The sequence below is a fragment of the Flavivirga aquatica genome (assembly GCF_001747085.1).
GTDB lineage: Bacteria > Bacteroidota > Bacteroidia > Flavobacteriales > Flavobacteriaceae > Algibacter_C > Algibacter_C aquatica.
Map to the genome: position 1 here is coordinate 768,770 of NZ_MDJD01000054.1, position 13,356 is coordinate 782,125.

General features: G+C 32.4%; 9 protein-coding genes. 3 read left to right on the plus strand and 6 right to left on the minus strand.

Translation table 11 applies throughout. The features are described from left to right. Nucleotides 1-4: 4 nt before the first annotated feature. From A8C32_RS17615 to A8C32_RS17630, 4 genes are read right to left on the minus strand one after another with little or no spacing between them, the layout of a single operon-like run. A complete protein-coding gene (locus A8C32_RS17615; protein ID WP_069832091.1) occupies nucleotides 5-1,663 on the minus strand; it encodes a sulfatase in 1,659 nt (552 codons plus the stop codon). A gap of 50 nt (nucleotides 1,664-1,713) precedes the next feature. Beyond that, nucleotides 1,714-3,525: an arylsulfatase gene (locus tag A8C32_RS17620; protein WP_069831701.1), complete on the minus strand. Its 1,812-nt coding sequence runs from the start codon at nucleotides 3,523-3,525 to the stop codon at nucleotides 1,714-1,716. A 33-nt stretch (nucleotides 3,526-3,558) separates the two neighbouring features. Then, nucleotides 3,559-4,719 carry a mandelate racemase/muconate lactonizing enzyme family protein gene (locus A8C32_RS17625; protein ID WP_069831702.1) on the minus strand — a complete coding sequence of 387 codons (1,161 nt, stop codon included), beginning with the start codon at nucleotides 4,717-4,719 and terminating at the stop codon, nucleotides 3,559-3,561. Nucleotides 4,720-4,731: 12 nt separating this feature from the next. Next, on the minus strand, nucleotides 4,732-6,045 hold the full coding sequence (locus A8C32_RS17630) for an MFS transporter (protein ID WP_069831703.1): 1,314 nt from the start codon (nucleotides 6,043-6,045) through the stop codon (nucleotides 4,732-4,734). Between the two features lie 689 nt (nucleotides 6,046-6,734). Here A8C32_RS17630 and A8C32_RS17635 point away from each other — a divergent pair. The 3 genes from A8C32_RS17635 to A8C32_RS17645 are packed head-to-tail and all read left to right on the plus strand — an operon-like array spanning nucleotide 6,735 to nucleotide 10,366. Then, entirely contained in the window at nucleotides 6,735-7,193 is a 459-nt protein-coding gene (locus A8C32_RS17635) for a (2Fe-2S)-binding protein (RefSeq protein WP_205635410.1), read from the plus strand. A 2-nt stretch (nucleotides 7,194-7,195) separates the two neighbouring features. Beyond that, a complete protein-coding gene (locus A8C32_RS17640; RefSeq protein ID WP_069831705.1) occupies nucleotides 7,196-9,382 on the plus strand; it encodes a xanthine dehydrogenase family protein molybdopterin-binding subunit in 2,187 nt (728 codons plus the stop codon). Nucleotides 9,383-9,406: 24 nt separating this feature from the next. Continuing rightward, entirely contained in the window at nucleotides 9,407-10,366 is a 960-nt protein-coding gene (locus tag A8C32_RS17645) for an SMP-30/gluconolactonase/LRE family protein (RefSeq protein WP_069831706.1), read from the plus strand. Nucleotides 10,367-10,532: 166 nt separating this feature from the next. On the opposite strand, the gene A8C32_RS17650 is transcribed toward A8C32_RS17645, so the two are convergent. Further along, nucleotides 10,533-10,946, minus strand: a complete 414-nt coding sequence (locus A8C32_RS17650) for a c-type cytochrome (protein ID WP_069831707.1) — start codon at nucleotides 10,944-10,946, stop codon at nucleotides 10,533-10,535. Between the two features lie 26 nt (nucleotides 10,947-10,972). Then, on the minus strand, nucleotides 10,973-13,045 hold the full coding sequence (locus A8C32_RS17655) for a glycoside hydrolase family 127 protein (RefSeq protein WP_083253414.1): 2,073 nt from the start codon (nucleotides 13,043-13,045) through the stop codon (nucleotides 10,973-10,975). Nucleotides 13,046-13,356: the final 311 nt, after the last annotated feature.

Consider the following 13,356-nt stretch of genomic DNA (forward strand, 5'->3'; position numbering starts at 1 on the left):
ACTATTATATCTTAGCTAGATTTCCTTTCCATCCTTTATTGAACTGAGCAACTAACTCTTTAACAATTTCAGGGTTTTCATCTGCAACATTTTTAGTTTCTGTAGGATCATTAACATGATCGTACAATTCTACAAATAAAGGTTCTGCTTCTGGGTTTGTATAATCTTTCCAAATTATTACACGGTATTTATCTGTTCTCATACCATAGCCCATAAGCTTATTTTCAAACAAATCTCTATCCCACTTATCTCCTTGTTGTTTTATAATTTTTTCTTCAACCTCTTCTATTAATGGCCCAAAATATGTCTCTCTCATACCTGTTGATAATGGATTTGCAGCCCATTCTCTTAAAGCAGGTGTTGGAAATTGACTAAATACAGCAGATTTCCATGCTTTATTTGGATTATCTAATAGCGGCACAAAACTTTGTCCTTCTAAATGACTTGGCAATTCTATGTCTGCTAATTCACATAATGTTGGGTACATATCTACCAATTCTACTAAAGCATTAGATTTTTTACCTCTAGTTTCTTTTGCCATATCTGGAGTCCAAATCATTAAAGGTACACGTGTTCCTATCTCATAATTAGTAGCTTTACCCCAAATACCCATATCTCCTAAATGCCAACCATGATCACTCCAAACGATTATAATGGTATTATCTCTTACTCCAGCATCATCTATAGCTTGAATCATCTTTCCTACCTGCGCATCAATATAACTAACACAAGCTAAATAAGCATGCTTAAGTGTTCTTGCCATCTCATCGTCAATCGCTCCTTTTTTAGGAATACCATATCTAGCTCGTAATTCAAATGAAGGATGTAATCCCATTGCAGCCCCATTCTCTGGACCTTCTGTTTGCGAAGCTAATTTTATTTTAGAAGGATCGTACATATCCCAATATTTCTTTGGTGCTAACCAATTTAAATGGGGTTTTTTCATTCCCATACCCAAAAAGAAAGGCTTGTCTGGATTTTTTTCAAGCATATCTTTAAGTGTAGCGATAGCCAATTCTGCATTATATCCATCTTCATAGAAATGATCTGGCACATCTGCTTTTTCATAAGCTGGCCCTTTTCCTAAACCATTTCTTGGAGCATTTTTCCCATATTTAGCAATAACTTCTTGTGTTGCTTTTTTAGAAAACGCTTGATTTTCTGGAAGTGCATACCCTCCAGGTGTATTACTTTTTTCTATTGTCATTTTATCATAAGCAGGCTTTCTACTCCATGAAATATTTAAATCTGCAAATCCTGGTTTGTGATAAATTTTACCAGTATGCGTTGTTTCATAACCATTATTCTTAAAATGCTGTGGTAGTGTAATAATATCTGGGTTAGCATCTCTAAAATAAGTAAAGTTCTCTATAACATTAATAGTTTCTGGTCTTGCTCCCGTCATTAAACTAGCTCTTGAAGGACTACAAATTGGTTCCTGGCAATATGCTCTATTAAAAAGTAAGCCACTACTAGCTAACTTATCTAAATTAGGTGTAATAGCTAGATCCGAACCATAAGCTCCTATTTCTGGACGTAAATCATCGATAGCTAGAAATAAAATATTGGGTTTTTTCTTCGGTTCTTCCACTTTCTGTTCTTCTTTCTGCTTACAACTCATTGCCATAACAAGCAGACAAACAACACCAATTAGTTTTCTCATTTGTTTTAAATTATTATTCATTTTAATAGTTAAGTTACTTTTAAACCTTATTATTTAATTAATCTTTCTACATCTACAAAAAGAGGACCAAAAGCCAATCTTTCAATTTTTATAAAAGCGTGAAAGTTACCTGTTCCTGAAGGAATTTCAAAATTATTGAAGACTACTTTTTTTTGTCCTTTTTTAATAGGAACAGAAACATGCTTATTTTTATATTTTAAATGAGCAACACCGTCTGCTTTTATTTCAGGTAAATCATAAGAAACGTTATAAATTCCTTTTTCAGTTTCTACTCGCCAATACCCTAATTGGTTGTCTTCAATAACACGAGGTCCACCATAATCAAAACGAGAAATAACACGAGGTCCTCCCCAATCAAATTTTGAAAGTGTTAATTTTAATTGTTTATCACTTCCTAAATGTATTCTTTGTATTCCTTTTTCATCACGCTCTTCATTTACTTCATCAAACCAACTTTCATAACGAGCTAACATCTCATCAACAATCTCTGGATGATCTTTAGCTATATTAATACGTTCACTTGGATCCTTTTCTACATCATAAAGTTCAAGGTTTTTCAAAACATGTTTCAATACATGATCTGTTGGTTGGTGAACAATACCATGAGGAAAATCATGCGGACTTACTAATTTATACTTTGGAGTTCTAACTGTAAAATGCATATACTTAAATGGCGTTGGTCCATAATGCATTTGTACAAAGAAATCGCGTTCTTTTAAATTATCTGCTTTATTTTTTGTCCAAAGTGGTAATAATGATTGCCCATCAATATGAACACCTTTAGGTGATTTCACTTTTGCAGCATCAAGTAAAGTTGGAAATAAATCGATTATAGCCCCCATATCTGTTGCTTGTTTTTGTGGCTTTATTTTATCTGGCCATTTCACAAAAAATGGTACACGTATACCTGCATCATAAACACTTGTTTTCGTTCCTCTTAAATTTGCTACCCATCTTCCTGGGTAACTATCGTTTTTTGTTCTTCTATGTCTTGGTCCATTATCTGAAAGAAAGATAACAATCGTATTATCTGCTATTCCTAAATCTTTTAATTTATCAAGTACTCGTCCTACATTATAGTCGATATTATCAATCATACCATAGGTTAACGCATTATCTTCATGTAATCCCATTTTTCTAAAAGGTTCTGCTCTTTTATCTGGAACTTGAAGCGGGAAATGAGGTAAGTTGGTTGCTAAGTAAGTAAAAAATGGTTTTCCATCTTTTTTACTCATAAAATCTAATGCGGCATCGGTAAAAATATCATCACAATATCCATCATACTTTTTAGAAACATTGTTATGCTCTAAAACAGGATCAAAATATGTGTTTCCTGCTGGTCCTGCAGCTTGTCCTATTCCTCCTCCTTTATGAATTAGTGCTTCTTGAAAACCTTGATCTGTTGGACGCATAGGTATATTATCCCCTAAATGCCACTTTCCAAATATTCCTGTTCGATATCCATTATCTGCTAATACTTCCGCAATAGTGGTTTCAGATGCATTCATAAAATGATCTACTTGTGTTACCGCAGTAACTCCTGCACGATAAGGGTAACGCCCTGTTAATAATGCCGCTCTAGAAGCTGAACAATTAGGATATGTAAAAAAGTGAGTCATTTCTATTCCTTGCTCACCAATGGATTCCATATGCGGTGTTTTTAAATATGGATTTCCATGTGAACCTATATCACCATAGCCTTGATCATCGGACATCATAATAATAATGTTCGGCCTATCTTGAGCAATTAAAGATTGAAAATTATATATAAAAACCATTAAAAATAATAACACCCTTGTTTTTCTATTACTTGTACTGTATAAATAAGTTTGTTTTTTCATTGTTGTGTGATTCAATTAATTTTTTTTAAATATTTACCAGTTTGTAAACGAACCGTCTTTTCTTACTAAACGCGGCGTTTCAACAGGTTTAAATCCTTCTTTAAGAGCTAGTTCTTCATTAAATTCTATTCCTAAACCTGGTTGGTCTGACACTTTATATCTATTCCCCTCCAACTTAGGTTGTACTGGATAATAATTAATATCGTCTAATCCCGGATTTTCTACAGGTGTATTCATTTCTTCTAACCATGTAAAATTAGGACTCGCTGCTGCTAAATGAATTGTTGCAGCCGTACAAATGGGACCTATTGGGTTATGCGGCAATAAATCAATGTAATGAGCTTCTGCCATATTCGCTACTTTTATAGCTTCGGTTATACCTCCCACATTACAAACATCTATTCTAGCATATTGTGTAATGTTTTTTTCTATGTATGGTAAATATTGCCACTTACTTGCAAATTCTTCTCCTATAGCAAACGGTACGTCCACCATTTTTCTTAACTCTTGATAAACTTCGGGAGATTCATCTCGAATAGGTTCTTCTATAAAATCAAGTGTACCTACTGGCATACGCTGTAAAAAAGAAACAGTTTCTGGAACAGATAAACGATGATGATAATCTATACCTATAGTAGGTTTAAAACCTACTTCTTTACGTAAATCTGTTAACCATTCTGCTATAATGGCTATAGACTCTCTTGGCTCGAAAATTGAATTATATTTACCTTCTTCATATTCGGCAGGAGCTAAACGTAGCATTTGCCAACCTTCTTTTATTAAAATTTTAGCACGCTCAATTAATTCTTCTTTACTACTAAACCTTAGTGAGGCAAAACACTCTACATAATCTCTTTGTTTTCCGCCAAGTAATTCATAAACAGGCACCCCTAAGGCTTTTCCTTTAACATCATGCAAAGCTATATCTATTGCTGAAATCGCAGCAGTTAGCACACGGCCACCTTCAAAATATTGACCTCTGTATAAATCTTGCCAAATAGCACCTATTTGGCGTGGATCTTTACCTATTAATAAAGGGCGATAATGATCTATAGCTCCTATAACAGCTAACTCACGTCCTGTAATTCCAGAAGCTCCCCAACCATAAATACCATTATCTGTTTCTATTTTAACATTAAGTTGACTTCTACCTGCAATATTTACTGGAAATACTTTTATATCTTTTATTTTCATTATTCGATGTCTTTAGTTTTCTTTTTCTTCTTTCAATTCTATTCTTTTAACTTTACCAACCACAAACAAAAACGAAAGAAACCCGATAACAGTAAGCGCTCCTATAAAAAATAATGCCGAACTAAAATCTTTGTCTTCCCCTTGGTCATCTACTAAAACACCAATTACAAAAGGAACAATTACAGCTGATAAACCTCCTATTAAATTAAATACACCACCTACAAGTCCTATAATGCGTTTAGGTGCAATTAACGATACAAAAACCCAAGTAATAGATGCTAATCCATTGCCAAAAAAGGCTATAGTTAAAAAAAGAATAATTAAAAATGTACTGTCTGTAAAATTAGCACCAATTATCATTGTAGATAAAGCCAATCCTATTAACACAGGTGTTTTTCTTGCAAACTCTGGTGTACGCCCTTTTTTTACTAAATAATCTGAAGAAAAGCCCGCTAAAAGAACACCGCAGAACGCTGCCAGAAATGGAATAGATGCTAAGAATCCTGATTTTATAAAATCAAGTCCACGGTATTCTACTAAATATGTTGGAAACCATGTTAAAAAAAATATAGACATAGATCCCATACAAAATTGACCTAAGTATATGCCCCATAATTTTTTATGTTTGAAGGCTTCAAAGAAATCATCCCAATTAAATTTTTCTTTTTCATTTGATTTTTCAGTTTTTTTTGCAAATCCACCACCATCTTTAATCAATTTAAGTTCCTCGTCACTAACAGTTTTATGCTGATCTGGATCACGATAAAATATATACCAAACACCAGCCCAAACAATACCTATTATACCTGATATTATAAGTAGACCTCTCCAGCCTACTTTATCTTGAATTAAAGTTAAAACTGGAAATAAAAATGCTAAACCAATAAATTGTCCTGAAGTATAAATAGCAATAGCTGAAGCACGTTCATGCTCAGGAAACCATTTGGTAACTATGGCATTATTAGCTGGGTATGAAGGCGCTTCGAACATCCCTATACTTGCTCTAAGACCTAATAATAGCTTAAAAGAATTAACAAACCCTTGAAACAATGTTGCTATAGACCACATAAGTAACATAAACGCATATAAAAAACGTAATCGCACCTTATCAACTATAATCCCTCCAGGTATTTGTAAAGCTGCATAAGCAATTCCAAAAACTGAAAAAATAGCTCCCATTTGAATTGAACTTAAGTCTAAGGATTCACTTATTGCTGATGCTGCTACAGATATATTTGTTCTATCTAAGTAATTTATAACAACAGTACCAAAAATCAAGGCTAGTATGTTATATCGTTTTTTTGTTGTAGTTGATTTTAATGCCAATTTAGTTTTAGTTTTAGTTTAATTTAGTTTTAGTGTTAGATTTTATTAGCTTATACAACTAAGATAAAGCATTTAAGCCTTTGTTCTTTATGCAAAAAAGCTACTTCTACAAATTAAACAAATTCTTGTTATTTTATATAAATGAAATTTACCTAAGCATAACTTTATTTTACCCCATATAGATAATCAAATTCTCTTTTTCAATATTTCACACCACATTAACACTTTTTTAACTATAATGGTAAAATTTGATAAGTTATAGGTAAGACATCTATATCTCTAACAGATTAATTTTGGTTCATTTGTTAAATTATGACAAAATCTTGCAAAATATGGTCAATAATTCAAGTTAATTCATTTAAAAATCAATTAATCATAAAATTTATAATTACCCACTTAAGCTTGTCTTAAAAAAATAATCTGGAAAGGGTATTACAAAGTGCAAATGTAAAGCTTGGCACCCATCTCAATAACCTACTCTAAAAATATAGAAAATTACAAGAAACCATATGTCACAAGAAATAACTTAATAAAAATACAATAACAACTAATACTTACTTTAAACTTAAAACAATATTATTTAAGTTATTAAGTAAAAGAAATTATAAAGCTTGACTAATAATATCATAAATAACAATGATTTATTTTTCAACTTGAATATTCTTAATTTAACAGAAATAATTTAAATTATGATTACACTTAAAATTAATGGAAAAGAACACACTGTAGACACAGATCCTACAATGCCCCTATTATGGGTAATACGAGATATTATTGGATTTACAGGAACTAAATACGGTTGCGGTAAAGGCTTATGTGGCGCATGTATGGTATTAATGGATGGCAATGCTATTAACTCTTGCCAAATGCCGGTTTCGGTAGTACAAGGAAAAGAATTAATTACTATTGAAGGTGAAACCGAAAACCTCCAACTTTTACAAAAATCTTGGGCTGAATTAAATGTTCCACAATGTGGGTTTTGTCAATCTGGACAATTAATTACAGCTACGGCTTTATTAAATAATAATCCTAACCCTAGCGAAACGGACATAGATAACAATATGATTCGTAATATTTGTAGATGTGGTACATACCCTCGTATTAAAAGTGCCATTAATCATTCTGTTGAACTAAAAAATAAAGGTTAAAAATGGGATCAATAAAAAATATAAGCAGAAGAGGTTTTATTAAAGGTATTGGTTTAGCCTCTGGTGGACTAGTTATAGCATCTTCAACAAGCCTATTATCTAGTTTTACAACTACAGATATTGAGGTTTTAGAATTTAACCCAAACTTGTTTGTTCAATTAAACTCTGATGGCAGTTTAATTTTAGTGGCTTCGCGATCTGAAATGGGACAAGGTATTAGAACATCATTAACCTCTGTAATTGCAGATGAAATGGAAGCAAACTGGGATAAAGTAATCATAAAACAAGCTACCGGAGATACCAAATATGGTAATCAAAATACAGATGGCTCTAGAAGTATAAGAACCTTATACCAGAAAATGCGTCAAATGGGGGCTACTGTTAAATCTGTCCTTATAACTGCAGCTGCTAAATCATGGAATGTACCAGAATCTGAATGTAAAGCGGAAAATCATTTTATACTACACAGTAGCGGAAAAAAAATAGCTTTCGGTGATTTAGTAGAAATTGCAAAAGGCTTAGAAGTTCCTAAAAAAGTTAAATTAAAATCCCCTAAAGATTTTAAATATATAGGAAAGACATTACCGAGTAAAGATGTTGAAAACTTATCTAATGGTAGTGCCATTTTTGGTTTAGACAAACGTCTACCTAACATGAAATTTGCAGCTATTAAACGTTGCCCTGTAGCATTAGGAGCTGTAAAGTCTTTTGATAAAACAGAAATTTTAAAAATTAATGGTGTTATAGATGTTATTGAAGTTCCTTCAATAATAAGACCTTTTGGTTCTTTAGGAGGTGTCGCGGTTATTGCAACAAATACTTGGGCCGCTTTTAAAGGGAGAGACGCCCTAAAAGTTGAATGGGATTATGGAAAAAACAAAAGCTATAATTCTGAAAATTTCATGAATAACATTACGGAAAACATTCATAAAACAGGTCATGTTGAAAAAAGCATAGGTAGTGTTGATGATGCCTTCAAAAAAACCAATAAAGCTATAGAGGCCACTTATCAATTGCCACATTTAGCTCACACGCCCATGGAAGTCCCTAACGCTGTTGCATATGCAAAAGGAGACACTTGCGAGATATGGGCTCCAATACAAGCACCACAAGCTGCACGAAGAGAGGTTGCAAAACTCTTAAATACAGATCAAGCCAATGTTACCATTAATGTTACTTTTTTAGGTGGTGGTTTTGGCAGAAAATCTAAGCCAGATTATATTGTTGAAGCTGCCGCAGTATCTAAAGCAATCAACGGTCCAGTTCAAGTTGTTTGGTCTCGTGAAGACGATATACAACATAGTTATTATCATACTGTTTCTGCGCAATATATGAAAGGTGGGCTAGATAAAAATGGTAACGTTAATAGTTGGTTACACCGTTTCGCTTTACCTACTATTGGGTCTACATTTAAACCAGGTTCAAATTTACCGCAACCGTGGGAAGCAAAAAGTGCTACTGACTTGCCTTATGACATCCCAAATATGCAAGTCGAAACATGTAAAGCGGATGCTCATGTTAGAATAGGATGGCTACGTTCGGTTATAAATATCCCTCATTCTTTTGCTATAAATTCTTTTGCAGATGAATTGGCTCATGAAGCAGGTATGGATGCTTTAGAATTTAGATTAAACTTAATTGGAGATGATCGTATTCAACAAACAAAAGACAAATATAAATACGATACTGCTAAATTAAAAAATGTACTAAAAACTGCTGCTAAAAATGCTGGATGGGGCAAAAAACTACCTAAAGGGCATGCTATTGGATTAGCTGTACATTATAGTTTTTATTCTCATGTAGCTGCAGCTGTAGAGGTTTCTATTATAGATGGTAAAGTAAAAGTACATCATGTGCATATGGCTATAGATTGCGGAACTACAATTAATAAAGATACTGTAATTGCTCAAATGCAAGGTTCTGTTATATTTGGAATGTCACTAGCTTTCTACGGAAAAATCACAGCTAAAGATGGAGCTATTGAACAAAGCAATTTCCACGATTATCAAATGATTAGAATGCCAAATGCTCCTGAGATTCATGTAGATATTATCAAAAGTAATAACAAACCAACTGGCGTAGGAGAGCCTGGTGTTCCTGTGATAGCTCCTGCTCTAGTTAATGCTATTTTCAAAGCTACAGGTAAACGCTATAGAAGCTTACCTTTATCAGATCATGGACTCGTTTAAATTATATAAACCATTTTAAATATTATGAATTTTATGCCATTAGCTCGTTCTAAATATCAAATATGTTTTTTGAGTTTAACCATGCTATTTCAGGTTTCTTGCAAGACATCTGGAGGCATACATAATATACCAAAAATACTCCCCCAACAGATTATAACAGCTATTCCAGGACAAAACCCTGAAGGTATCGAATATAACAAAAATAAAAATGTTTTTTATTTAAGCGCCATAAACAAAACACCCTCAATAGCTTCTGTTAATTTTGAAGGGCAAGCAAAAACTTTCTCTAATGATAGTGAGTTAAAATCAAAAGCTAGCTTTGGTTTACAAATAGATTATAACAACAATAGGCTCTTAGCATGTACGAATAAAGGTAAGTCTGGCAATGTTCATATTTACAGTCTATCAACAGGAAAGTTAGAACACACTATTAATGTATCTTCTTTATCTCCTAAAAGTAAAAAACATCAAGCTAATGATCTAGTAGTTAGCCCTAAAAACATCATTTTTGTTACTGGGCGATTGGAGAATATTATTTATAAAATCAACAAACAATTAAAGCCTTCTGTTTTCTTTAAGAAGGAAGGTTTTAATAAACCTAATGGTATTGTTTATCATCCCGACGGATACTTATTAGTAACCTTTACTAATAAGAATTCTAAGCTAGTTAAAATACCCGTTAATAATCCTAATGACTTTAAAATAATAGACATTAAGAATTTCGATTTTAATGGTTGTGATGGTATGATTTTAAACGAAAAAGGACATATTGTTGCCGTAGGTTTAACACCTGAAGGAAAAACAACTTTAGCATTAGAGTTAGCTAGTAACGATCAATGGGAAACAGCAACAGTAATAAATAAAAAGACGATTAAACGTAGTACTACAATTACACAAGTTAGACAAGGTACTTATTACGTTATTAATCAAGATTGGAAAAATAGAAATGCGGAAAAGTGGATTCTTGAAAAAGTAGAATTCTAAATATAATTTACACTAATTAATATAAATAAGGTAAATGTTTAGATTTTAAAGTAACGAATCGACACAAAGTATACTCCAAATATTTAATAAAATTAAAAGAGGTTGAATTACAATAATTCAACCTCTTTTTTAATAATTGAGTGACTAATTCAAAAATTATTATCTTCTATTTTTTTCTTACTTCCTTTATTGTTTTAACCTCAATAAGCCCTCCTTTATTACCCCAACTATTTCTAATATAATTTAACACATCTGCTACTTCTTGATCACTTAAAGCTCCATAAGCAACCATAGCTCCATAATAAGAAACTCCATTTACTTTCATTTCACCAGAAACACCTTCTATAATATTTTTGGCTGCGCGTTTTGTATTTTCCATTAAATAATCAGACTTTGCTAATGGAGGAAAAGCACCTGTGATGCCTTCTCCGTTAGCCATATGGCAAGCAACACAATTTGTTGTATAAATACTTTCACCACGTTTTTTGCTCTCTTCAAGACTGCCTTGCGCAATGGTGTTAACAGATATAAACATTACTACTATAATTAAAAGTGTATTAATTTTGTTTTTCTTTATCATATATTTAAAATTGTAATTGTAAATTTTTATTCCCAAACAATAGGCATCCAAACCGTCATTTCACTCCTACCTCTATTTGACCATGCAAAATAAGGAACAAAAGAAGTTTCTGTCTTTTTCCAATTAGGTTCTTGTAGTTTACGATACATACCTGTTGCTAAATCTGGACGTAATAATACTTCACCGTCAATTGTTGAAACTCCTCCTAAAAAATCTGGACGATGATTAGCTTTTAACTCAGCTTTTTTTGAGACATAAACATCTAAAATTTTAGTATTTTCTGGAAGGTCTGGAGACTCAATACAATACACTAAAGGACCGCGTTTAATAGCTACTTGATTTCTAACCTCCTCAATAAGAGGGTGTCCTTCAATAAAATCTATATCCATTGGTATGTCTAAAGTAATAATATCTTCTGCTTTCCATAAACGTTCTATTTTCGCGAATGTTCCTGGCACAATTTTATTATCAACTTCTGTGCCATTAATCATTATTTTAGTCCCCTCAGCCCATTCAGGAATTCTAAATAATATTTCAAATTTCTCTTTTTTAGCTTCTTTAATAGTTACTGTCACATCACCATCCCAAGGATAGTTTGTTTCTTGTTTAAGTTTAAGTTTCGAACCGTCTAATAATACTGTTTCAAGGACATTCCCTCCGTAAAGATTTACTGCAATTCCATTTTTAGATTTACTATAAGCCCAACCTGATAATTTAGCAATCGTCCTTGCTAAATTTGGTGGACAACAAAATACAGGTATATATGGAACACGTTCTGCACGCTCTGTTGTTGCAGATTCATAATTTCTTTCTCCATCTCCTTTATTCATTCTAAGTGGATTGGCATAAAAATAATCCTTACCCTCAACACTAATTCCTACTAAAGCACTATTATACATCACCAACTCCATAATATCTCCATATTTAGCATCCCCTTTTACTGAAAGCAGGCGGTAATTAAACATTGCATTAGAAATATTAGCACAAGTTTCATTATATGCTGTACTATTTGGCATTAAATAATCTTCTTGAAAAGCTTCATGTACCATATCAAACCTTCCACTAGCACCATGATGCGTTTGCCCCTGGGCTCCTGTTAAATACATCTTTTTTTCTACTGCGCTAGACCAAATTCTTTCAAGCGCATCAATAATAGCTTGTTCTCCTGTTTCAGCATAAACATCTGCTGCTCCTGCCCATAAGTAATTCGCTAAAACAGCATGACCTACTGCTTCTTTTGCTTCTCTAAGCGGTGTACGCATTTGATTATGGTCTCCAATAAACATATATGGAACTGTACTATGTTCTGTAGCTTCTACAGATCCTCTCATATTAACAAAAATTTCAGCTAACTCAAGATATTTTTTATCTTTTGTTGTACGATACAATTCAACTAATCCCATTATTTGTGAAGGGTTAAACCCGAAACGTGCCATTTCGGGTTTTTGAGGTTGAAAAACAGAATAGATATAATTTGCATTTTTAATAGCAATATCTAAAAAATTAGTTTTCCCGGTTACTCTATAATGAATTGATGCACTAGTATATAAATGTCCGCAATTATATAGTTCATGCTGAAGTATATTATCCCACCTTTTAGCTTTTTTTATTTGAACATGAGTAGATAGATATCCATCTTCTTCTTGTGCTTTTCCAATGATTTCAATGATTTCATCTAAATCATCCATTAGCTTTTCATCTCCATTCTGGGCATATAAATACATATTTGCCTCCATCCATTTATAAAAATCTCCATCATGCCACCATTTCCCTCCAGCTTCACCTTCTTTTAGTCCTGCTGCCTTTTTAAAATTATCATAAGCAAAGCCTATATCTCCTTTAAAAAGAGTTCCCATGTGAGGAATCATTATCTCTTCGGCCATTTTAAACTTATCGGCCCAAAATCCTTCTGTCCATTTACAATCTCCTATTTCAATACTCTTTAATTTTATATGAGGGCTACTATTATGGTTTACTATTCCACCACTTCTATCGTAATTTACAGCTAATTTTTTAGTCGTAGTATCCTCTTTTTTTTGGTCTGTACATGAAAAAATTAACACCAATGCACTAAAAGTAATAATTCTTAATTTTATCATAATTATAAAACTCAGCTATAAATTTTAATCAACACACCCACTTAAACTAAACATTTCTTATTTTTTTAACACAATAAACAAGGAAAGCATAAAACATATACTTACAAATTTAATATCATATTATAACTAAACACTTGTTATAATTACCCTGTAGATAACGTATTTTATCTTTTTAGAATACAAATATTTGAGAAAGAAAGTTTTATACTATTTTATTTTTGAAATTTCTTATAGCAGTTGTTTTCTTTAATTTACACAAAAATTCTACTTATTTTTTGAACAATTCTAAAAATAAAATAATAAATAAAAAA

Excerpts from the sequence above, each read along its gene's own strand:
- A8C32_RS17615 (WP_069832091.1), bottom strand. The coding sequence starts at position 1,663 with ATGAGAAAACTAATTGGTGTTGTTTGTCTGCTTGTTATGGCAATGAGT.
- A8C32_RS17620 (WP_069831701.1), bottom strand. The coding sequence starts at position 3,525 with ATGAAAAAACAAACTTATTTATACAGTACAAGTAATAGAAAAACAAGG.
- A8C32_RS17625 (WP_069831702.1), bottom strand. The coding sequence starts at position 4,719 with ATGAAAATAAAAGATATAAAAGTATTTCCAGTAAATATTGCAGGTAGA.
- A8C32_RS17635 (WP_205635410.1), top strand. The coding sequence starts at position 6,735 with ATGATTACACTTAAAATTAATGGAAAAGAACACACTGTAGACACAGAT.
- A8C32_RS17640 (WP_069831705.1), top strand. The coding sequence starts at position 7,196 with ATGGGATCAATAAAAAATATAAGCAGAAGAGGTTTTATTAAAGGTATT.
- A8C32_RS17645 (WP_069831706.1), top strand. The coding sequence starts at position 9,407 with ATGAATTTTATGCCATTAGCTCGTTCTAAATATCAAATATGTTTTTTG.
- A8C32_RS17650 (WP_069831707.1), bottom strand. The coding sequence starts at position 10,946 with ATGATAAAGAAAAACAAAATTAATACACTTTTAATTATAGTAGTAATG.
- A8C32_RS17655 (WP_083253414.1), bottom strand. The coding sequence starts at position 13,045 with ATGATAAAATTAAGAATTATTACTTTTAGTGCATTGGTGTTAATTTTT.